Source organism: Flavobacterium sp. ALD4 (assembly GCF_002836475.1).
Taxonomy (GTDB): Bacteria; Bacteroidota; Bacteroidia; order Flavobacteriales; family Flavobacteriaceae; genus Flavobacterium.
Map to the genome: position 1 here is coordinate 258,744 of NZ_PJBJ01000023.1, position 22,409 is coordinate 281,152.

The window sequence follows — 22,409 nt, forward strand, 5'->3', positions numbered from 1 at the left end:
GTAATGAACTATGGTTTCAACGAAATACACTTGCACACTGTTGAGGGAATTATTGACCCGAATAACCTGGGTTCAGCGAAGGTTTTACAAAAAAACGGATTCATAATAGAAGCTCACTTAAAAGAGAATGAATTTTATGAAGGACGCTTTTTGGACACTGTAATCTATTCCAGATTAAACAAATAATAACCTTGTACTTTTTTACTATTTTATCACAATTAGATTACAAATATTTACGCTATTATTTTATATTTGTATCCAAACTGACAACGGTTAAAATTACACGTTGATCACTACATTTTACATTATGAAAAAGCTTTTTTTGTTACTTGTTCTTTTACTTTCCATTCAATCACAAAGTCAGACGTATGTTAAAGTTAACGCGCTAACCACTTTGTTGACCATTCCCAATGTAGGTATCGAAACCAGTATTGGCAAAAAATCTACTTTTCAATTAGATATTTTGGGTTCTCCTTGGAAATCAATAGATGGTAAGCCGCAACAATTCTACGTTGTAATTCCAGAATATCGTTATCATTTTAATGAAAAGTACAATGGCTTTTATGCTGGGGTCCATATTGGAGGTACTGTGTTTAATTTCCAAAAATGGAACTATTTAAATACTGATAAGTATGAAAAAGGCTTTGGTTACGTTATGGGAGTTACAATAGGTTATCAAACAAAGATAAACGACAAATTCATGCTAGATGTCTTTTTAGGCGGAGGAAACCAACAAGGATTTTACAAAGGCTACCTACTTAGCACTGGCGAACGTTATGAAACTGTTAAGAATTGGAATAAAAGCGGGGAATGGCTACCCTACCGAGGAGGAGTTATGGTATCGTACCGAATCGATTAAATCACGGTCTAGTTTTCTAATTTAGACAGGGATTGAACATACAATTCTTCTACTTGCTTTCTTGCCCAATCGGTCTTTCTTAAAAAAGTTAGGCTTGATTTTATACTTGGATTGTCATTGAAACATTTAATTTTTATTAATTCACCCAAGGTGTCAAATCCGTAATGATCCACGAGTTTTTCTAATATTGATTTTAGTGTTATTCCGTGAAGTGGATCTTTTGACTGTTGCTTTTCCATATGGCAAATTTAAATCAATTTTATAAAAAATAGTGCCGATTCATTGATTTGTTCCTACATTTGTACTTCTATGGTAAAATCAGTCAAAATACTCAATAAAAGAGCGCGGTATGATTACGAGATAATCGAGAAATTCACTGCAGGAATTGTTTTAGCAGGAACTGAAATCAAGTCAATCCGTTTAGGAAAGGCCAATATTACTGAAAGTTTTTGTGAATTCAGTGGTACTGAACTTTTTGCCATCAACACCTATATCGAAGAATATACTTTTGGAAATCAATTCAATCACAAAGCACGTAGCGAGCGAAAACTGTTGCTAAACAAAAAAGAATTAAAAAGTTTAGCACGTAGTGTTCAAGCCAAAGGACTTACCATAATACCATTAAAGTTATTCACTAACGAAAAAGGAATGGCCAAATTGGAAATAGGACTTTGCCGAGGTAAAAAAACCTATGACAAGCGTGAATCATTGAAAGAACAAGATACCAAACGCGATTTAGCAAGAATCAAGAAAGAGTTTTAAAAAAAAACAGGGTTAAATGAATTTCGCTTTTTTGTTATCCAAAATGATGACTAAATTTGTCAAGACTAATTAAATCTTTGATTAAATATGAAGACACTACTCAAAGACGCTCGTGAGCTAAAAAACTTAAAAACGAGGGAAGTAGCCCAACTTTTAGCAATTGATCAGGCGCTAATAAGTAAATTTGAAAGCGGAACCAGAAAACCAACCAAAGAGCAAGTCATAAAGTTGGCTACACTTCTTGAAATTGATTTCGAAACAATAATGGTTTCTTGGCTGAAAGAGAAAATCATTCATGAAATAGGACAGGATGAATTTGCTTTAAAAGCACTACGGGCGGCCGAAGAACAAATTAAATTGAATATCAGCTCGTCCATTAAAAAAGTATCGACACTACTTCAACAGCTTTTAGACGAAATCGATATTCTTAAAGCAAAACTGAATACTTTTCCACAAATTGAAAACAGTGCAGTCAACCAGGCTATAGAACTAGAATATACTTATGGAAGCAACTGGATGGAAGGAAATACACTTTCACTCGCGGAAACTGCTTTGGTTATTAATGAAGGCCAAACCATTTCCGGCAAAACTATGCGCGAACATTTAGAAGCCATTAACCATCAGGAAGCGATTGTATTTATCCAAAACAGGATTCAAAAGAATTCCGTTCTTGATGAGAAAACACTTATTTCCTTGCATACAATTATTTTAAGGGGAATAGTACCGAAAGAAGCTGGTCACTATAGAACAGTGGCTATTACAATAAAAGATAAAAGCTTCAATCCTTGTGAACCAGTAACTATTTCAAAAGAAATAGAAACACTTTTCAATTGGTATGAACTGAATAAAAATAGCGTACATCCCATTATATTAGCCGCCACTATAAAAGAGCGTCTCTTGACGATACATCCTTTTATAAACGGAAACGGGAAAGTATCGCGACTGATCATGAATCTTGTTCTCCTACAACATGGTTACCTGATAGCAAATATTAAGGCTGAAGATGACAAACGAAATCTTTATTATAAAACTCTAAAAGGGTCGATAACGAAGGAAAGCAAAGACGATTTCATACGGTTTGTAGCCCAGATTGAGAAAGAAAGTTTAAAACAGTACATAGGAACTTTCAGTAAATGAAAAAGCCTCTTTTAAAGAGGCTTTTTCATTTAATTTTTATCAACCAACAAAGGAACGAATTTAAATTCTCCCAGTTCATGTTTCTCAAATTGTGTTGCATTTACCCGAATCAACAAAGTCATAATTTGCACTTCATCACCTAACGGAATTACAAGCCTTCCTCCTATTTTTAATTGGGCCATCAAAGGTTGTGGAATAAATGGTGCCCCTGCAGTAACGATAATACTGTCAAAAGGAGCATAACTTGGTAACCCTTTATAACCATCTCCAAAAGAAAGATGTTTTGGACGAATCCCTAATTTCGGCAATAAAGTTGAGGTTTGTTTAAATAATTCATTTTGTCGCTCCACACTGTATACTTTAGCGCCCATTAGGCACAAAACAGCTGTTTGATATCCTGAGCCAGTACCGATTTCCAAAACTTTATGCTCTTTTTTAATTTCTAATAATTGAGACTGAAAAGCTACTGTATAGGGTTGCGAGATGGTTTGACCAGCAGCAATGGGAAAAGCCTTATCTTGATAGGCATAATCTTCAAAACTGGAATTTAAAAACAAGTGTCGGGGTATCTTTTTTATCGCATCCAAAACATTTACATCGGTAATCCCTTTTTCCTTTAAAACGCTTACTAACTGATTCCGAAGTCCTTGATGTTTGGCTGTGTCTTTCAAAGTTTATTATTTTATTTTGGTAAAAATAGAAAACAAATTCTAATTCTAATTATCAAACTATAATTTTTAAATCCTCAAATAATTGTCCCTTATCCTTAAGGGATTAATCATTTAATTCCTATTTTTGTAGAAAGAACATCATTATGCTGAAAATTGGAGTATTAGGTGCTGGTCATCTAGGAAAAATACATTTACGTTTATTACAACAATCGGAAAAATACGAATTAGTTGGGTTTTACGACCCAAATCAAGAGAATGCTGATAAAATTTCTAAAGAATTTGGATACAAACATTTTAGTACAATTGCCACTCTTATTCATGCAGTGGATGTAATAGACATTGTAACCCCAACCCTTTCCCATTACAAATGTGCTAAAGTTGCCATCAAATCCGGTAAACACGTTTTTATTGAAAAACCCATTTCAAACACGGTTGAAGAAGCGGAGGAAATTATTGCTTTGGCTAATGAACACAATGTTAAGGGACAAGTGGGACATGTAGAACGATTCAATCCTGCATTTATCGCAACTAAAAACATGATCGAAAACCCCATGTTTATAGAAACTCACCGTTTGGCTGAATTCAATCCTCGCGGAACAGATGTTCCAGTAGTTTTGGACCTGATGATACATGACATCGATGTGATTTTAAGTGTAGTAAAATCTAAAGTTAAAAACATTAGCGCCAGTGGTGTCTCTGTAATTAGTGATACCCCAGATATTGCAAATGCCCGTATCGAATTTGAAAATGGATGTGTTGCTAATTTGACCGCCAGTAGAATTTCGATGAAAAACATGCGAAAAACCCGTTTCTTTCAAAAAGACGCCTACATCTCTGTTGATTTTCTAGAGAAAAAATGTGAAGTCGTAAAAATGAAAGATGCACCGGAAACTCCTGGTGACTTTGATATGATTTTGCAAAATGCAGAAGGCGTAAAAAAGCAAATTTATTTCTCAAACCCTGAGGTGGAACAAAACAATGCCATTCTTGAGGAACTGGAGACATTTGCAGATGCGATAAATACCAATTCGACTCCTGTTGTGACTTTAGAACAAGCGACAGAAGCACTACGAGTTGCATACCAAATTATCGATTGCTTCAAAAAATAATTTCATTAATGGAAAACAATATAGAAATAAAGTTTAAAAATCAAAAGCAATCTTTTGAGATTTTAGAAGAAGAAATTAGAGTAGAATTGAATACTGTAAAACATAAATTAAAATATAACATTACATTAGATGATATTAAAAACAGTTGGCACATAGAAAACGGTATTGTTGATTTAAAAACGATGAGACTATTTGCTTCTGTATCATTCAATATATTTTTAATTATTTGCTGCATAGCATTGCTAAATAATGCCCCAACGAATGCTCTATATATTTTGTTCTTATTATCATTCCTTCCATTTGTTTTAATTGTTAATACAAATAAAAAAGTCTACGAAGAGAAGCACATTGGTTCATCAAAACTTTTTTACTTCATTTATACCAAAACTAATGCTTCAGAAGTTGATGCTTTTATAAAATTAGTTTACAAAAAGCAAAATGAATTTTACAAAAAAAAGTTTTTTTTGATTGATCCCGTTTTACCATACAATCTACAGTATGAAAGATATATCTGGTTGTATAATAGTAAAATCATCAATGAAAATGAATTTGAAGTAATAAAAGAAGATTTAGATAAATATTTTAATTTCAATATAAATAATATTCAACAATGAAAATAATAGCAGTAATTGGCGCAGGAACAATGGGTAATGGAATCGCCCATACCTTTGCCCAAAGTGGTTTTACAGTAAAATTAATTGATGTTTCTGAAAAATCTTTAGATAAAGGAATGGCGACAATTGCTGCCAACTTAGAACGAATGATCGCAAAAGGAGTCATTACCGCAGAAGACAAAGTAAAAACGATCACAAATATAATTACCTACACTGATATAAAAGACGGAGTTGTAGGTGTTGATTTAGTTGTAGAAGCAGCAACCGAAAATATAGATTTGAAACTTACTATTTTCAAGGAGTTAAACGAGGCTTGTTCCCCTGATACAATATTAGCGACTAATACCTCTTCCATTTCTATTACTCAAATTGGAGCGGTGGTTTCACATCCGGAACGAGTTATCGGGATGCACTTTATGAATCCGGTACCTATCATGAAATTAGTTGAAATCATTCGTGGGTACAACACCAGTGATGAAGTGACTAAAACTATCATGACTTTATCAGAAAAACTAGGAAAAACACCCGTTGAAGTAAATGATTACCCTGGTTTTGTTGCCAATAGAATTCTGATGCCAATGATTAATGAAGCTATTGAAACGTTGTACAACAAAGTAGCCGGTGTATATGAGATCGATACCGTTATGAAACTTGGAATGGGTCACCCTATGGGACCTTTACAATTAGCTGATTTTATTGGACTTGATGTATGTCTGGCAATCCTAAACGTTATGTATGACGGTTTTAAAAATCCAAAATACGCACCTTGCCCACTATTAGTTAATATGGTTCGCGCCGGAAAACTAGGAGTGAAATCCGGAGAAGGATTCTACGATTACTCAGAGAGCAAAAAAGCAGAGAAAATATCTAAACAATTCTTATAAAGTCAGAGTTGGCAGTCGCCATTTCAACTAAAAATTGCGACTACCGCTTAACACTATAAATAATGGCCAGAATAATTCCTTTTAAAGCGGTACGCCCTACCCGTGATAAAGTAAGCTTCGTAAGCTGTCGTTCTTATGAAGAATACGTTACCGCTGAATTAGCTGCACAATTAGATTTCAATCCTCTATCTTTTCTGCATATTTTAAAACCGGCTTATACAAATCAGGAGTCGGTATCTTTTGAAAAAAGATACCGACAAGTAAATCAAAAATACCAGGATTTCAAGGCAGAAAAAATTTTAGTCAAAGACACAATACCAGCGATTTACATCCATAAGATAATCACCAAAAAGCATTCATTTACAGGAATTATTGTAGGGACCAGCATAGATGATTACCATAATAATAACATAAAAAAGCACGAGGAAACTATTGCTTTTAGAGTGAATCTGCTGAAAGATTACATGAAATATTCAGCGTTTAATACGGAGCCCGTTTTAATGACCTATCCCGACAATAAAATGATAGAAAATTGGATCTTTAACAGAACTCGAAATTTAGCTGATTTTGAATTTTCGACCACTAAAAAAGAAATCAATTATTTATGGAAAATTGATGATGCCTTAGAAATCAATTGGATTCAGAATGTTTTTGAAAAAATAAACACGCTACATATAGCTGATGGTCACCACCGCTCGGCGGCTGCAGCATTATTGTCGGAAGAAAATGAGAATCCAGAGAATACCGCTAAAGATTATTTGCTTAGCTATTTAATTTCAGAAAACAATGTTAGGGTTTACGAGTTCAACCGATTAGTGAAAGATTTAAATGGATTTGAAAAAGAAACTTTTATCAAGGAACTCAGTAAAAATTTCATTTTAGAGAATCTGAAGCAGCAACCGTTTCAACCTGCAGAGAAACACCAATTCGGAATGTATCTTGACAATGAATTTTATAGTTTATTATTAAGAAAAGAAAAACTTGTTTTCAAATCAGCTTTAGAAAGTCTGGATACTCAGATATTATACGAAACGGTGCTTTCGCCTCTTTTGGCAATCAAAGATTTACGCGATGATGAACGCATCGAATACGTTTCTGGAAAACAGTCTATTCTGGAATTAAAACAAATAATTGATGAAGGTGAATTTGAAGTTGGATTTATTCTTTTCCCATCCAACATCAATGAGATTAAAGCTTTGGCAGATGCTGATTTAATAATGCCTCCAAAAAGCACTTATATCGAACCGAAATTTAGAAGTGGAATAGTCATCTATGAACTTTAAATTCGATTAAAAAAAAATATAAAATAAAAAATAACACGATGTCAATAGCTGAAAATTTACTTTCTATTAAAAATAACTTACCGGAACACGTAGCACTTGTTGCTGTTTCCAAAACTAAACCTATTGCGGATTTGATGGAAGCCTATAATGCGGGTCAACGCATTTTTGGCGAAAACAAAATTCAGGAAATGGAAGGTAAATGGGAGGAAATGCCCAAAGATATTCAATGGCATATGATTGGTCATGTTCAAACAAATAAGGTCAAATTTATGGCCCCGTTCGTAAGCTTGATTCATGGCGTAGACAGTTTTAAATTACTGAAAGAAGTCAACAAACAAGCTTTAAAAAACGATAGGTTTATTGATTGCTTATTACAAATGCATATTGCTGAAGAGGAAACAAAATTTGGTCTTGATGATGATGAACTAAATTCCATTCTGGCTTCTAAAGAATTTAAGGACATGAAAAACATACGGATTACGGGATTAATGGGGATGGCAACATTTACCGATAATCAAGATCAAGTCAAAAAAGAATTTTCGCACCTGAAATCAATTTATGATAAACTACAATCACAGAAAATCGAAAACTGCCAACTGAATACCTTGTCCATGGGAATGTCAGGTGATTACAAACTGGCCATTGAGTTTGGAAGCACGATGATTCGAATAGGAAGTAGTATCTTTGGCACACGATAATGCTTTTTGGATACTACTCAACGATTGTTGATTCATATTTAAAAACTGATTACTAAAAACTATAAACTGAATACAAAATTGTACGCAATACTCGACATAGAAACCACAGGAGGACAATTCAACGAAGAAGGAATCACCGAAATCGCCATCTATAAATTTGACGGTCATGAAATCGTGGACCAATTTATCAGTTTAGTCAATCCTGAAATTCCAATACAACCTTTTGTAGTAAAACTCACCGGTATTAATAACGCCATGTTGACGTCCGCTCCCAAGTTTTTTGAAGTCGCGAAACGGATTATAGAAATTACAAATGATTGCGTTGTTGTAGCCCACAATGCCGACTTTGACTATCGAATTCTAAAAACAGAGTTTCGCCGTTTAGGGTATGATTTTAATACCAAAACACTTTGCACTGTAGAATTATCTAAAAAATTAATGCCTGAACAACTTTCGCACAGTTTAGGAAAGTTAGTTCGAGCTTTAGGAATCCCTATGGCGGACCGGCACAGAGCCAGTGGAGATGCAATGGCAACAGTGAAGTTATTCAAAATGCTTTTGGACAAAGATTTAGAAAAAGAAATCATTAAAGACTTCATAAAATTTAAAATCGAAAAAGGTTTAGCTCCAAAATTAATTGATATTTTAAATGGTTTGCCTGCAGTAACTGGTGTTTACTATATTTATAATGAAAGTGGTACTCTTATTTATATTGGGAAAAGTATAAACATCAGAAAAAGACTTAACCAGCATTTTACAGGTATTACTAATAGTGCTAAAAAAATTCAAATTGAAGTATTTGCCGTATCTTACGAAGAAACAGGAAGTGAATTGGTGGCTCTTTTAAAAGAAAGTGAAGAAATCAAGAAAAACAAGCCTAAATACAATAGAGCGCAGCGAAAAAGTATTTTTCAATGGGCACTATATCCAGAAATGGATGAGCAAGGCTATTTGAACTTAAAATTATTAAAAGCGGACGGACGTAAAAAAGAAATCACTTCATTCACCAGCTTACAAGAGGGAAAGAATAGTTTATTCAGAATTACTGATAAGTATAATTTATGTCAAAAATACACAGGACTATATCAAACAAAAGCAGCTTGTTTTCAATATAAAATAAAAGAGTGCGATGGCGCCTGCATAGGCATGATATCTACAGAAGAATACAATTTAAGAGTATCAGCATTCATTACTAATAATAGTTTTGAAAACCAAAATATGGTTATTGTTGAAAAAGGAAGGACTTTCAATGAACGCAGCGCTGTGCTAGTTGAAAACGGCGTGTACAAAGGCTATACTTTTTATGATTTAAATTATCAGATAACAAATATCGAAATTCTGAAAAACATACTCATTCCGATGCAAAACAACCGTGATACCCGCAATATCATTCAAGGACATATAAGAAAAAATAAAGGGTTCAAAATTATAAATCTCTAAAAAACTATCTAATATATCCAATGCTTATGGCTGAATTAAAATATGAGCGCTTTAGACAAAAAGCAAATGAAATAATCCATGGAACAAAAACGAAAGCGGGTCGCTTATTCGATTTAATTCTCCTTGGTCTTATTTTATTGAGTGTTCTTTTAGTAATGATGGAAACAGTTTCTGAATTTGATCTAAAATACCATTACTACCTTGTACTTCTAGAATGGATCATCACCGTATTATTTACCATCGAATATATTTTTAGAATCATTTCAATTAATAGGCCTTGGAAATACGTCACCAGTTTCTACGGTATTATTGATTTGTTAGCTATTTTGCCTATGTATTTGTCAATTTTCTTTCTGGGAACTAGTATTATGACCGTTGTACGTTCTTTACGATTGTTGCGGTTGTTCAAAATATTAAATCACCCAAAATTTACAAGTCAGTCCGCGCAGTTAAACCAAGCTATCACGGCAAGTAAAGGGAAAATTATAGTTTTTATATACTTTGTCCTGATCAGCACCATAATTATTGGTTCTATAATGTATGTGGTAGAAGGCAAAGAAAGTGGTTTTACCAGCATCCCCGCCAGTATCTATTGGACAATAGTAACACTGACTACTGTTGGCTACGGAGACATCTCTCCTCAAACACCATTAGGACAGTTTATCGCCTCTTTTGTCATGATATTGGGATATGGAATCATAGCAGTACCTACCGGTATCGTCACTGCTGAAATCGCTAAAAGAACACATGGTAAAATGTTAATTAACAAACAACCATGTACTGGCTGCGGTACCGAAGATTATCCAGAAAATGCTAATTTTTGCCCTAATTGTGGACATTCCTTTGACACTAAATAAGTCACGAAGCTAATTCCGGCTATTCGCTGCAAATCATCCTCCCACGACTTGTATTCCTAAGATATAAAAGGAGCTCCTAAAGGCGCTCTTTTACGTCGAGAAATAGTAACTTGCAGTCATCTTGGGTTTACGTTGCTATCCGGGCTAAAAATAAATATGAAACACCTAATTACCATTGTCGGACCCACAGCTATCGGGAAAACCTCATTAAGCCTGATTTTGGCCAATCAATTGAAATGTGAAATTATTTCCTGCGACAGCCGTCAATTTTTCAAAGAAATGACTATTGGAACAGCCGTTCCTACCTCGACCGAATTGGCTGCTGCTCCACATCATTTTATTCAAAATAAATCCATCTTTGAGAATTATACTGTTGGTGATTTTGAAAAAGAGGCTATCACAAAAATAAAGGAGTTATTTTTGACTACTGACTATGTAATACTGGTAGGCGGTTCTGGTTTATATGTTAATGCTGTATTAAAGGGCTTTGACGATTTCCCTGAAATAGATTCTTCAGTACGGGAAGCTGTAAATGCACAGTATGAAAAACTGGGGATTGTCTATTTACAAGAGCAATTAAAAAAGCTCGATTTTGTATATTTTGAAAAAATAACAAAAGACAATCCGCAAACCTTACAAAACCCGCAACGCATGATGCGTTTTGTAGAAGTAGCTATCGGTTCAGGACAACCCTATTCCTCATTTTTAAATCAGAAAAAGAATGAACGTAGCTTCACTCCTATCATCATAGGCCTTGAAGCAGAAAGAAGCATGCTCTATAACCGAATCAACCAACGAGTAGATATGATGATGCAAGAAGGTCTATTAGCGGAAGCCAAGGCCTTATTTGCAAATAAAGAATTGAATGCCCTACAAACTGTAGGTTACAGAGAATTGTTCAGAAGTCTTGATGGGGATTTCAGCTTAGAATTTGCCGTCGAAGAAATCAAAAAAAACACAAGACGTTTTGCCAAGCGGCAGCTCACCTGGTTCAAAAGAGATGAAAATACAAAGTGGTTTAATTTTGAAACTCCTTATGACACAATTATCAGTTATATCAATTCCATAAAATAAAAGAATGATTTATACATAGTAGTATCAGGCTCTATTCAAAATCGTTACTCTAAAATCTTAAAGCAACTATGCCAATAGCCCTAAATTTCACTTCTGTTTTTAGCAAAGACTGGGAAATCAATTTCACACAATGCATGCCTAATGGCTATTTAAAATATACTGACTTATGTAATATGTTGCAATTGACGGCTGCAGCGCATTCTGATATGGGTGGCATCAGTTTTTCAGACATGCAGGAATTCAATCAAGCTTGGGTACTAAGTAAAATGCGTGTTGAAATTACTGAATTGCCCAAATGGAGAGATATCGTAACGGTAACAACATGGGTTAATACCCTTGAAAAATCCCGTTCTGTACGTGCATTAGAAATGTATGTAAACGGAACTAAAATCATAGGTTCTACTACCTTTTGGGCCGTTTTCAATACTGAAAGACGGCGTCCAGAAGCATTAGCCTTACCTTATGAACATATCGAACTGTATCCGCAAAGAAAACCAACGCAAGAAAGTTTTTCCAAAATAATAATCAACCCGGAGAAAGAAGTCGTTTTTGAAAAAGTGGTATACTTATCCGATTTGGACATTGTCAATCATGTTAACAATGTAAAGTACCTGGAGTGGTGCTTAGACCACGTTGACGAAAAATCGATTCTAAATGAAAAGCTGAATAGTTTTGAAATGAATTTCATGAAAGAGCTTTCCTTAAAAGATACCGTTGTAATTCATGAAAACTTCTCTGAAGAATCCACAATATTTAGCATCACAAAAGAAGATAAAACCTGTTATGCTTTACAATTGAATTGGAAATAAAAGCTGTTATTGCTGCAAAGCACTAACCGAAGTAGCCCGGAAGAGTTGGGACTGGAAATTACTCCAAAAAAAAAAGGCTCAAATTTCTCGAAGCCTTTTTCATTTTATTTTTCTACTTTGTTTTTGACAACTAACCTAAACCCTTCACCGTGAATGTTCAGAATTTCGACATTTTCATCTAGTTTAAGATATTTTCTTAATTTGGCGATGTAAACATCCATACTTCTGGACGTGAAATAGTTATCATCTCTCCATATTTTTGTCAAGGCTAATTCTCTCGGCATTAAATCATTTTCATGAAGAATCAACATTTTCAATAACTCATTCTCTTTTGGAGATAATTTAATAGGTTCTTCGCCGTTAAAAGTCAAGAACCTTAATTTTGAATTAAGGTGAAATTTTCCGATATTGAATTCATGTTGAACTTGTTCCGTTTTAGCGTCAGAAGATTTTCTTTGAATTATCGCTTTTATCTTCATCAATAGTACTTCCGAATCAAAAGGTTTGTTCAAATAATCATCAGCTCCCGCCTTATATCCTTTTAAAACATCTTCTTTCATCGATTTTGCGGTAAGAAATATAATAGGCACCTCGCTATTTTTTTCTCTTATTTCCTTCGCTAACGTATACCCGTCTTTATAAGGCATCATCACATCCAGAATACATAAATCATAGGTGTCTTTTTTGAATTTTTCAAATCCTTCCATACCATTCTTGGCTAGAGTGACATCAAAATCATTTAGCATTAAATAATCTTTAAGTACTGCACCAAAATTAAGGTCGTCTTCTACTAAAAGTATTCTTTTATTTATATTTTCCATAGTATATTTTTATTAGTGGTATTTTAATTTATCAATGGTAATTTTATAATGAAGGTACTCCCTTTACCTTTCTCGCTTTCTACATATACCTGACCGTTATGATCTTCTACGATTCTCTTAACGTAGGCTAAACCTAAACCGTGGCCTTTTACATTGTGTATATTGCCTGTATGCTCTCTATAGAATTTTTCAAAAACTCTTTTTTGAGCTATTTTACTCATCCCTAAACCTTTATCCTGCACTTTAATCAGAATCATATCTTTGATATTTTCTGTATACACATCAATATCAGGTACGTCGGGAGAGTATTTGATCGCATTTTCTAAAACATTAACAATCACATTTGTAAAGTGTACATCATTCATCAAAACCGTTGTTCTGGCAGCGTCAAAATGGGTTGTAACCTGTCCTTCTCTATCTTCCAAAATTAAATTAACGTGTTCGATAGCGTCAATAACGACTTCTTCAACATTACTCGACTCTTTATCTATATCCAGCTCTTTTTTCTCGAGCTTTGAAATTCTTAAAACGTTTTCGACCTGGGCATGCATTCGTTTATTTTCATCACGAATCATCTGCAGGTATTTGAAAACTTTTTCCTTATCGTCAATTATTTTTGGATTTTTAATGGCATCCAAAGCTAAATTAATGGTGGCTATCGGTGTTTTAAACTCGTGTGTCATATTGTTAATGAAATCAGTTTTGATTTCAGAAATTTGACGTTGGCGGATTAATTGATTTAATGCACTTGAATAAGCCACAATAATGATTAACGTAAAAATGATTGACAATATGGTTATACTGACTAATTCAGACCACAGGAATTTTTTCTTGTGCGGAAACGTAACTAATAATTTATATTTTTCATTCCCTTCGTTATCCGTGAAAATTGGAATTGAATAGGTTGCTTCCTTATCAAATTTAAAATCATCTGATTTAATTTTAGTGACCAAACCATTATTATATATTCCAAATTCAAATTTTGTCTTTACACCAGACACCTCTAATTCCTTTTTTATCAGTTTATATAAAGTCTCTGCTGAAACCCGTTCTTGAAGAGGCATTGCTGACGCAATATCTTTAAAGAAAATTTCAAATTGAGCATTGTCTAAAACATCTAAATTTCCTGATTTTTCAATTTTAACATCGGGTATCAGGCTTTGACGTATATTAGATTTATCAATCGTATTCTTGTTATAAACCTCTGTTACACGTTTAGAGCTAAAATTTTTAAATTTTTCGTTATTAAATTTTTTATCAAAGAACGTTGAAGATATTTTGTAATCTTCTGATATAATACTGTTTGAATAAACGATTGTTTCATTTGTTCTTGGGTTCTTTTGAACATAATAAAATTCTAATAAATCATCTTTTTGAGGAATTTTACCAGTGCTGTCTTTATAATGATTGTATTTATCATAAAAACTATATGCTTCTTGCTTTTGAAGTTTAGCGGCAACATTACCCATAACTTGCGTTACGTGAAACTTAAACTGTTCATCATTGTTTTTAAATGACGTATTAAACCAATATACCTGAACTAAAATTATTCCTATCAAGGACAAGCTCATCAATACAACCAGTAATCTAAAAAAAAGTTTATTCATCGCTCCAAAATTAACGTTTTAACAGTATGAATGATAATCTATTAACCAAACATTAACATTTAAGAATCCTTTTGTTTTATCCTCAAAATTTTAAGAATTTCTTCGGTTTTCTTTTTGGCAATTTCACAATCAATGTTTTCAATAACATAATCGCTTTTTGAAATACGCTGTTCATCAGTCCATTGCGAATTTATTCTTCCCAAAACCTGATCTCGCGTTGTTTTATCTCGTTCAATTACTCTTTGAATCCTTGATTCTAATGGTGCTGTGACCGAAATTATTGAGTCGAAATCTTTATAATTCCCACTTTCAAATAAAATAGCCGCTTCATATATTATAATAGGAAACTCTTTATGTTCCAAAAGCCATTGTTTAAAATGCCGTTTAACGGCAGGATGGACAATAGCATTGAGCTGCTGCAGTTTTTCAGAGTCGTTAAATACTATTTCAGCCAGCTTGTCCCTTTTTAAAACAGCACCTTCAAAAAGAGTCTCTCCAAATGTTTCTTTAATAGCATCTATAACTTCAGGGGTCTGCATAATTTTCCTTGCTTCATCATCCGCTATGTAAACAGAAATACCCAAAGATCGAAAATGATTCGCAATCGTTGTTTTTCCACTACCGATACCGCCCGTTAAACCTATAATTTTAGTCATAATTACACTTTAAAAAATAATTCAGGAAAAGCATTTTGAGGCTTCTTTTTCAGAATAATAATTTTCACAAATGATTCTATAAAACCTACTCCGTAACCATAAAATTGCTTCCAAACGGCTACTACCGATAAATAGCCAATTTTAATGCTTCTGTTTTGATACGTTGAAACCAAAAACAGTACCAAAAAATAAATGAAATATAATTTAAGCAATAAGTCAAAATTGAAAATCAACAATACGAACGCTACCGCAAATCCAATAATAAAAACTGACGGAAAAAAGAACGTGAGCTTATTGTATTTGGGATACCAACTGTTAAGAATCGGCCTTGCTTTACCAAATTTATTTACTTGTACTGAAAATTTATCCCAATCAATCCTTCTCTTATGATATACATACGCATTTAGAAAGAGTTTAGTTTCAAAACCCAAATTCCATAATCGGATTGATAAATCTGGATCTTCACCAGGATGAATGTTTCCAAAGCCCTTAGAGGCTTCAAACGCTTTTTTGGACAGTCCCATATTAAAGCTTCTTGGTTGGAATTTATCTATTTTTTCAGAACCGCCTCGTATTCCTCCGGTAGTCAGAAAAGAAGTCATGGCAAAGTTGATTGCCTTTTGTATGTCAGAAAAGCTATCAAGGGCTCGATCAGGACCTCCAAAACAATCCACGTAATTTGCTTTTAAAGCTTTATCCACTTCGGTTAAATATTCCGTTGGAATAATGCAATCAGAATCAAAAATAATAAAGTAGTCCCCTTTGGCTTTTTTCATTCCATAATTCCTGGATTCACCAGGTCCGGAATTGTCTTTATAATAATAGGAAATAGTTAATTTACTTTTATATTTGTGAACTACGGTCTCACAATTCACTGAAGAACCGTCCTCTATGATTACAACTTCAAAATCTTCATTAAAATCTGACTTTGATAAACTTTCTAATAGTTCATCAACTTCTTCTGGTCTATTGTAAACGGGGATAATTAAAGAAAAAAACATATTCTTGGAGGGGATATTAATTATACGATTAAGGTCAATTTTTAACAAAGATATGCTATCTTAATAAAAAAACCATCAACTACTAATTGATGGTTTTGTATAAAATTTAATTAGGCCTTTCTCGCTATTCAAACATTTCCACTACTTCCTGACTCACTCCCATATTAGAGAATCCGCCATCGTGTAGAAGGTTTTGAAGCGTAACCATTTTTGTTAGATCTGAAAACATGGAAACCGTGTAATTAGCACAATCTAAAGCAGTTGCATTTCCTAACGGCGACATTTTATCGGCAAATGCAATAAAACCATTAAATCCTTTTACGGCTTGACCCGCCTTAGTAGCCGTTGGCGATTGGGAAATGGTATTTACTCTTACTTTTTTATCCCTTCCGAAAAAATAGCCAAAACTGCGGGCAATCGACTCTAGGTAAGCTTTATTGTCTGCCATATCATTATAATCCGGAAAAACACGCTGCGCTGCCATATAAGACAAGGCAACAATACTCCCCCACTCGTTCATGGCGTCTTTTTTATACAATACCTGCATTACTTTGTGAAAAGAAACGGCTGACACGTTCCATCCCTTTTCGGTATACTCATAATTCTGATTAGTATAATGATTCCCTTTGCGAACATTTACAGACATTCCAATAGAATGCAGAACAAAATCTATCTTACCCCCTAGAATTGCCACGGCTTGGTCCACTAAGTTCTCTAAATCAGCAACCGATGTCGCGTCAGCAGGAATGATTTGCGAGCCGGTTTTCTGACCCAATTCTGCAATAGAACCCATGCGTATGGAAGCCGGAGCATTTGACAAAACAAAAACACCACCTTCCTCATGCACTCTTTCTGCCGTTTTCCAGGCTATTGAATTTTCGTCCAAAGCGCCAAAAATAATTCCTCTTTTTCCTTTTAATAAATTATACATAGTAATCGCTATTTAAAGTGTTGTATTTAAAATAAAAACACCTTAATTCCTAAAGGGATAAACCAATATGAAATTAAAGTGCTTTATAAAAATTGAATGCGGTTAATTCGTATTATTCAATACTCTCAACACCTACCATTTCGTTTGCATCTGCTTTATAGTCTACACCCTCAAATCCAAATCCAAAAAGATTATGAAAATCACTTCTATATCCTTCTAAATCCCCTAATTCAGCTAGGTTTTCAGTGGTAGCTTCTTGCCATAGCTTTGCTATTTTTTCTTGAACATCAGGACGCATTTCCCAATCGTCAACACGAATTCTTCCTTTTTCGTCTGTAGGAATTTCTTTTCCAGAAAACAATCTATCAGCGTACAAACGTTGAATTTGCTCGATACATCCTTCATGAATACCTTGTTCTTTCATTATTTTATACAATAAAGAAATATACAAAGGAATCACAGGTATGGCTGAACTCGCTTGCGTTACTAAGGCTTTGTTTACAGAAACATAAGCTTTCCCTTTAATGTCAACTAGGCTGTCAGTGATAGTGAAAGCAGTAGCTTCTAGATCATCTTTAGCACAACCAATTGTTCCTTTTCTATAAACAGCTTCAGTCAATGAAGGTCCTATATAAGAATAAGCAACAGTTGTTGCACCTGGAGCCAATAGATTTTCTGCTTTTAACGCATCCATCCACATTTTCCAGTCTTCACCCCCCATTACTGCAACGGTATTCTCAATATCATCACCGTTAGATGGCTCAATAGAGATTTCTGATACTTTACCCGAGTGAAAGTCTACCGTTTTATTTATAAACGTAGTTCCTATTGGCTTCAATACAGAGCGATGCAAAACACCGGTAACCGGATGTTTCCGAACTGGTGAAGCTAAGCTATAGACTACTAAATCTACTTGTCCTAAATCGGCTTTTATAAGGTCTAGCGTTTGTTTTTTTATTTCATCAGAAAAAGCATCTCCGTTGACGCTTTTGGCATACAAACCTGCTTTATGAGCTTCTTTTTCAAAAGCAGCAGAGTTGTACCACCCTGGAGAAGCTGTTCTTCCCGCTGTAGGTGGCTTTTCAAAAAATACTCCTATGGTAGCAGCATCTGATCCAAAAGCACTAGAAATTCTTGAAGCTAATCCGAAACCTGTCGAAGCACCAATCACAAGTACTTTTTTAGCTCCATTTATTGCTCCTTTTGATTTAATGTATTCAATTTGATTTTTTATATTTTGTTCGCATCCATCAGGGTGAGCTGTCAAACAAATAAATCCCCTCATTCTTGGTTCTATAATCATTTTTATATCGTTTAATCGTTGATTTACTATTTCAATTTATTTGTAAAGTTTTTCTTCTTCTTACCAAACAGAACAAATATAACCCAAAAAACTAGTTCAGCAAGGCTTTAGCGTGATTTAGGGCTGAATCTGACACTACTGCTCCAGACAACATTTGGGCAATTTCTATTACACGCTCCTCGTCTTTCAATAGTTTTAACTCCGATTGTGTGTCCTCTCCTACCGTAGATTTAGAGACTTTGAAATGTGCATTCCCTTTTGCTGCAATTTGCGGTAAATGGGTAATGGCAAAAATTTGCATAGTTTGACTCATTTCTTTCATAATCTCGCCCATTTTAATTGCGATTTCTCCCGAAACACCAGTATCAATTTCGTCAAAAATCAATGTAGGTAATTTCGAATATTGCGCTAATATTGCTTTTACAGCTAGCATAATACGCGACATTTCCCCACCGGAAGCTACTTTTTTCAGTATCCCAAAATTAGTTCCTTTATTGGCCGAAAATAAAAATTGAATTTCATCTTTACCGTTAGTATAATACGTTGTCGATTGTTTCACTTGAATATCAAAACGGACATTTGGCATTCCTAAGGTATCCAAAATAACAATCATTTTTTGAGATAAAATTGGAATTGCTTCCAGTCTCCTATCATGAATGGTAGTTGCCTGTTTGTCTAACAATATCATTTTTTCTTGAATCGCAAGAGTAAGATTTTCTATTTCTCCTTCTAAATTTCCAAGTTCAAAAACTGAATCTTCTAATTGTCCTTGGATTTCCAGTAATTCATCAACAGTAGAAACTTGATGTTTCTTTTGCAAATTATAAATAAGTTGCAATTGCTGACCAATACGATCCAACTGCACCGGGTCGTTGATTAGTTTATCTGAACAGCGACTCAGTTCATCTGAAATATCATCAAATTCTATTGTAACACTTGTAATTCTCTCTAAAATAGAATTATAATCTGCCGAAAAACCGGCTATTTTTTGCAAAGAAACTTTAATCTCTTTTAGATTATCTAAAACTCCAATTTGTTCTTCATTGGCAATAGCCAAAGATTTATCAAGGGACTCTTTTATAATCTCTACATTGTTTAACTTTTCAAAATCATCTTCAAGAATCTCTTGTTCTCCTGATTTTAAATTTGCTTCAACCAATTCATTTAATAGAAAACTATGGTACTCTTGCTCTTTTAATGCTTCTCCTTGCTTTTTAATAAGCGAGTTTAACTTCGTTTTATCTGCTTTATAATTTTTAAGTAGCGCTTGATACTGTTGAATATTCTCTACATTGTCAGCTATAGCGTCAATGATATCAAACTGAACATTCTCATCAGACAATTCTCTTGTTTGCTGTTGCGAATGAATGTCTATCAAAAACATACTTAACTCTTGTAATACTTGTAAATTTACAGGACTGTCATTAATAAAAGCCCTCGATTTTCCAGAAGGAAGAATTTCACGCCTTACAATGGTCTCCTCTTCATAATCTAATTCATTACTTTCGAAAAACGGGGATAAATTGTATTTTGATATTTCAAAATGAGCTTCAATAATACATTTCTCTTCCTTGTTTTTCAAAGAAGTTAAGTCAGCTCTTTTTCCCAAAACTAGCCCTAAAGCGCCTAATATAATTGATTTACCAGCCCCAGTTTCTCCTGTAATAATTGAAAATCCTTTTGAGAAATCTATGCTTAATTTTTCTATTAAAGCATAGTTTTTTATTGATAGAGTGGTTATCATTTATGGTGTGTTTTATTATGAAGATTTAAATTTATTGTAAAAAGTACTTGATAAATTTAGTATTTAATCATTTCCCAATTACTCGCATTCAAAGGAGAAGTTTTATTTAAACTATCGATTAAATCCGATACTGTAATACTTGGCCCACCTGAAAAAATGGAAAGAATTTCGTCTGATTTTGCATCGAAAAATATTCGCGTCAAAAACGCATTGGGTTTAGACGAATTTAGTTTACCCAATTCTAATAAAGATGCTTTAATTTTTTCTTTCGCTCCTTTTAAATCTTTTGCCATCAGGTCTAATCCAGAATGATAATCTAATGCGGTTTTGCGTACTGTTGAAAATGATCCCGACAACATATCATTAATAAGGAAATAACGATTTTGATTTCCATCAATTTGACTCCAGCCCTTGTAACTACTTTGTTGCGCTACATTTGTAATGTTTTGTGCAATTTCAAAATTAGTATTCCCTGATTCAAGTAAAAAAGTATCCTGATCCATTCCTAATATCACATAGCTATAAAAAGAAATTACCGAAACTAAATTAGATTCGAATACGGTCGGATTGAAAAGTAAATTCTCAAATTCGGTATATCTAAAACTAAAATCTTTATCGTTGTAGTTTAGGACTGGTGATGAATAGCTCGAATTATAAATGGGTCTTGAAGATTGTACTTGCAGCGTTGCTGTAAACTGATCGGAATTATTTGCCAGAATAGTAATATACATGGAGCAATTAATTTTTTCACTCTGCTTCATTATTTGACCATTCCAATCTGTTTTATTTATAAATTCATTCAGTGACGTTTCCAAGGTTTTAAAAACCTGAAGATTAGCATTTGCTAAAGTCTCTGAATTTACCTTTACAATACAATTTAGCTGTTGTGCCTGAGTAAAACCAACTGATAGTAGTAAGAGAATGGTAAATATCTTATTCATAAAAATTTGCTATTACTTTATTTAATATATCGTTGGCAACTGCTTCTTTAGATTTCAGTTCCATCGGTTCAATATTAAAATCCTTATCGATAAAGGTAACTTTGTTAGTTGCTTTGCCAAAACCTGCCCCTTCATCCTGTAAAGAGTTTAAAACAATCAAATCTAAGTTTTTTTTCTGGATTTTGCCCTTCGCATTTTCAATTTCATTTTCTGTTTCTAAAGCAAAGCCTATTAAAAACTGATTTTTCTTTATTTTTCCCAAAGAAGCTAAAATATCTTTTGTCTTTTCGAATTCAATCACAAAATTATCCGTGCCCTTCTTTATTTTTTGGGTAGCCACATTTTTGGGCTTATAATCAGATACTGCAGCAGCAGCTATCGCAACGTCCACTTCTTCAAAATACTGATGACACGCTTCGTACATTTCTTGCGCAGAAACAACAGACACAACTTGAATTAAAGAATGATTTAACGTGAAATGTGTGGGCCCAGCTACTACAATAACCGAGGCACCTAAGTTTGCGGCTCTAATAGCGATATCAAATCCCATTTTACCGGAAGAATGATTTCCTATAAAACGTACAGGATCTACTGCTTCGTATGTGGGGCCTGCCGTAATCAATATTTTTTTTCCTTTTAAGGGCAACTTACTTTCTAAATCAGCTTCCAAAAAACTAAGAATAGTTGAAGGTTCTGCCATTCTTCCCTCACCAGAAAGACCACTCGCCAGTTCACCACTTTCAGCAGGAATTATAGTATTTCCAAATTCTTGTAATGCTTTAAAACTAGCTATTGTAGAAGGGTGTTTGTACATATCTAAATCCATAGCGGGTGCAAAAAACACAGGACACTTTGCAGATAGATAAATAGCAATTAGAAGGTTATCGCAAGTACCGTTTGCCATCTTTGACAAAGTATTTGCTGTCGCTGGGGCAATAACCATTATATCTGCCCACAACCCTAACTCGACGTGATTATTCCATGTTTCATTTTCTTCATCTTGATTGAAGAAAGTGGAATACACCGGGTTTTTAGATAAGGTGGATAATGTAAGAGGAGTTATAAAATCCTTAGAAGCAGGTGTCATTATCACTTGGACATGCGCACCTGCTTTTATGAAAAGTCGTACTAAAGATGCTGTTTTATAGGCGGCAATTCCACCAGAAATTCCTAGTAAAACTTTCTTTCCGCTTAAAACTGACATTGTA

The 22,409-nt window shown here is 34.0% G+C and carries 24 protein-coding genes; 13 read left to right on the top strand and 11 right to left on the bottom strand.

The window, feature by feature from the left end; all coding sequences use genetic code 11:
* Nucleotides 1-3 precede the first annotated feature (3 nt).
* Together CXF59_RS15660 and CXF59_RS03575 are read left to right on the top strand one after the other, a co-directional pair.
* The gene (locus CXF59_RS15660) at nucleotides 4-186 is read left to right on the top strand and encodes a GNAT family N-acetyltransferase (protein WP_369828525.1); all 183 of its coding nucleotides are present in this window, start codon (nucleotides 4-6) and stop codon (nucleotides 184-186) included.
* 121 nt (nucleotides 187-307) lie between these two features.
* On the top strand, nucleotides 308-859 hold the full coding sequence (locus CXF59_RS03575; RefSeq protein ID WP_101136335.1) for a DUF3575 domain-containing protein: 552 nt from the start codon (nucleotides 308-310) through the stop codon (nucleotides 857-859).
* Nucleotides 860-867: 8 nt separating this feature from the next.
* Here the strand turns inward: CXF59_RS03575 and CXF59_RS03580 are convergent, their stop codons facing one another.
* Nucleotides 868-1,098 carry a VF530 family DNA-binding protein gene (locus CXF59_RS03580; RefSeq protein WP_101136336.1) on the bottom strand — a complete coding sequence of 77 codons (231 nt, stop codon included), beginning with the start codon at nucleotides 1,096-1,098 and terminating at the stop codon, nucleotides 868-870.
* Between the two features lie 70 nt (nucleotides 1,099-1,168).
* Between CXF59_RS03580 and smpB the strand changes: the two genes are divergently transcribed.
* Both smpB and CXF59_RS03590 read left to right on the top strand, forming a co-directional pair.
* The gene (gene smpB, locus CXF59_RS03585; RefSeq protein WP_101136337.1) at nucleotides 1,169-1,621 is read left to right on the top strand and encodes an SsrA-binding protein SmpB; all 453 of its coding nucleotides are present in this window, start codon (nucleotides 1,169-1,171) and stop codon (nucleotides 1,619-1,621) included.
* Between the two features lie 87 nt (nucleotides 1,622-1,708).
* Nucleotides 1,709-2,758: a Fic family protein gene (locus CXF59_RS03590; RefSeq protein ID WP_101136338.1), complete on the top strand. Its 1,050-nt coding sequence runs from the start codon at nucleotides 1,709-1,711 to the stop codon at nucleotides 2,756-2,758.
* A 29-nt stretch (nucleotides 2,759-2,787) separates the two neighbouring features.
* On the opposite strand, the gene CXF59_RS03595 is transcribed toward CXF59_RS03590, so the two are convergent.
* The gene (locus tag CXF59_RS03595; RefSeq protein ID WP_101136339.1) at nucleotides 2,788-3,429 is read right to left on the bottom strand and encodes a protein-L-isoaspartate(D-aspartate) O-methyltransferase; all 642 of its coding nucleotides are present in this window, start codon (nucleotides 3,427-3,429) and stop codon (nucleotides 2,788-2,790) included.
* 143 nt (nucleotides 3,430-3,572) lie between these two features.
* Here CXF59_RS03595 and CXF59_RS03600 point away from each other — a divergent pair, with 143 nt between their 5' ends.
* The 9 genes from CXF59_RS03600 to CXF59_RS03640 all read left to right on the top strand — a co-directional run bounded on the left by CXF59_RS03600 (nucleotide 3,573) and on the right by CXF59_RS03640 (nucleotide 12,197).
* Entirely contained in the window at nucleotides 3,573-4,538 is a 966-nt protein-coding gene (locus tag CXF59_RS03600) for a Gfo/Idh/MocA family protein (protein WP_101136340.1), read from the top strand.
* Nucleotides 4,539-4,546: 8 nt separating this feature from the next.
* On the top strand, nucleotides 4,547-5,152 hold the full coding sequence (locus CXF59_RS03605; protein ID WP_157824512.1) for a hypothetical protein: 606 nt from the start codon (nucleotides 4,547-4,549) through the stop codon (nucleotides 5,150-5,152).
* A complete protein-coding gene (locus CXF59_RS03610; protein ID WP_101136342.1) occupies nucleotides 5,149-6,036 on the top strand; it encodes a 3-hydroxyacyl-CoA dehydrogenase family protein in 888 nt (295 codons plus the stop codon). Before CXF59_RS03605 ends, CXF59_RS03610 begins: the two co-directional genes overlap by 4 nt.
* 62 nt (nucleotides 6,037-6,098) lie before the next feature.
* Entirely contained in the window at nucleotides 6,099-7,319 is a 1,221-nt protein-coding gene (locus CXF59_RS03615) for a DUF1015 domain-containing protein (protein WP_101136343.1), read from the top strand.
* Nucleotides 7,320-7,357: 38 nt separating this feature from the next.
* On the top strand, nucleotides 7,358-8,017 hold the full coding sequence (locus CXF59_RS03620) for a YggS family pyridoxal phosphate-dependent enzyme (protein WP_101136344.1): 660 nt from the start codon (nucleotides 7,358-7,360) through the stop codon (nucleotides 8,015-8,017).
* A gap of 78 nt (nucleotides 8,018-8,095) precedes the next feature.
* On the top strand, nucleotides 8,096-9,457 hold the full coding sequence (locus tag CXF59_RS03625) for an exonuclease domain-containing protein (RefSeq protein ID WP_101136345.1): 1,362 nt from the start codon (nucleotides 8,096-8,098) through the stop codon (nucleotides 9,455-9,457).
* Nucleotides 9,458-9,483: 26 nt separating this feature from the next.
* Nucleotides 9,484-10,314, top strand: a complete 831-nt coding sequence (locus tag CXF59_RS03630) for an ion transporter (protein WP_369828526.1) — start codon at nucleotides 9,484-9,486, stop codon at nucleotides 10,312-10,314.
* A 156-nt stretch (nucleotides 10,315-10,470) separates the two neighbouring features.
* Nucleotides 10,471-11,388, top strand: coding sequence for a tRNA (adenosine(37)-N6)-dimethylallyltransferase MiaA (miaA, locus tag CXF59_RS03635; RefSeq protein ID WP_101136347.1), 918 nt, complete (start codon nucleotides 10,471-10,473; stop codon nucleotides 11,386-11,388).
* Between the two features lie 68 nt (nucleotides 11,389-11,456).
* The gene (locus CXF59_RS03640) at nucleotides 11,457-12,197 is read left to right on the top strand and encodes an acyl-[acyl-carrier-protein] thioesterase (RefSeq protein ID WP_101136348.1); all 741 of its coding nucleotides are present in this window, start codon (nucleotides 11,457-11,459) and stop codon (nucleotides 12,195-12,197) included.
* Nucleotides 12,198-12,301: 104 nt separating this feature from the next.
* Here the strand turns inward: CXF59_RS03640 and CXF59_RS03645 are convergent, their stop codons facing one another.
* The 9 genes from CXF59_RS03645 to coaBC form a co-directional block, all read right to left on the bottom strand.
* On the bottom strand, nucleotides 12,302-13,018 hold the full coding sequence (locus CXF59_RS03645; RefSeq protein WP_101136349.1) for a response regulator transcription factor: 717 nt from the start codon (nucleotides 13,016-13,018) through the stop codon (nucleotides 12,302-12,304).
* 23 nt (nucleotides 13,019-13,041) lie between these two features.
* Complete coding sequence (locus tag CXF59_RS03650; protein ID WP_101136350.1) at nucleotides 13,042-14,625, bottom strand: sensor histidine kinase KdpD; 1,584 nt, start codon at nucleotides 14,623-14,625, stop codon at nucleotides 13,042-13,044.
* 59 nt (nucleotides 14,626-14,684) lie between these two features.
* Entirely contained in the window at nucleotides 14,685-15,281 is a 597-nt protein-coding gene (gene coaE, locus CXF59_RS03655; protein ID WP_101136351.1) for a dephospho-CoA kinase, read from the bottom strand.
* A 2-nt stretch (nucleotides 15,282-15,283) separates the two neighbouring features.
* The gene (locus CXF59_RS03660; RefSeq protein ID WP_101136352.1) at nucleotides 15,284-16,282 is read right to left on the bottom strand and encodes a glycosyltransferase family 2 protein; all 999 of its coding nucleotides are present in this window, start codon (nucleotides 16,280-16,282) and stop codon (nucleotides 15,284-15,286) included.
* Between the two features lie 124 nt (nucleotides 16,283-16,406).
* Nucleotides 16,407-17,213, bottom strand: a complete 807-nt coding sequence (locus CXF59_RS03665; RefSeq protein ID WP_101136353.1) for an enoyl-ACP reductase — start codon at nucleotides 17,211-17,213, stop codon at nucleotides 16,407-16,409.
* Between the two features lie 112 nt (nucleotides 17,214-17,325).
* The gene (fabV, locus tag CXF59_RS03670; RefSeq protein WP_101136354.1) at nucleotides 17,326-18,516 is read right to left on the bottom strand and encodes an enoyl-ACP reductase FabV; all 1,191 of its coding nucleotides are present in this window, start codon (nucleotides 18,514-18,516) and stop codon (nucleotides 17,326-17,328) included.
* Between the two features lie 91 nt (nucleotides 18,517-18,607).
* Complete coding sequence (gene recN, locus CXF59_RS03675; protein ID WP_101136355.1) at nucleotides 18,608-20,260, bottom strand: DNA repair protein RecN; 1,653 nt, start codon at nucleotides 20,258-20,260, stop codon at nucleotides 18,608-18,610.
* A 56-nt stretch (nucleotides 20,261-20,316) separates the two neighbouring features.
* Nucleotides 20,317-21,201, bottom strand: coding sequence for a DUF4835 family protein (locus CXF59_RS03680; RefSeq protein ID WP_101136356.1), 885 nt, complete (start codon nucleotides 21,199-21,201; stop codon nucleotides 20,317-20,319).
* A complete protein-coding gene (gene coaBC, locus CXF59_RS03685; protein ID WP_101136513.1) occupies nucleotides 21,194-22,405 on the bottom strand; it encodes a bifunctional phosphopantothenoylcysteine decarboxylase/phosphopantothenate--cysteine ligase CoaBC in 1,212 nt (403 codons plus the stop codon). The genes CXF59_RS03680 and coaBC overlap by 8 nt, the downstream gene beginning before the upstream one ends.
* Nucleotides 22,406-22,409 lie beyond the last annotated feature (4 nt).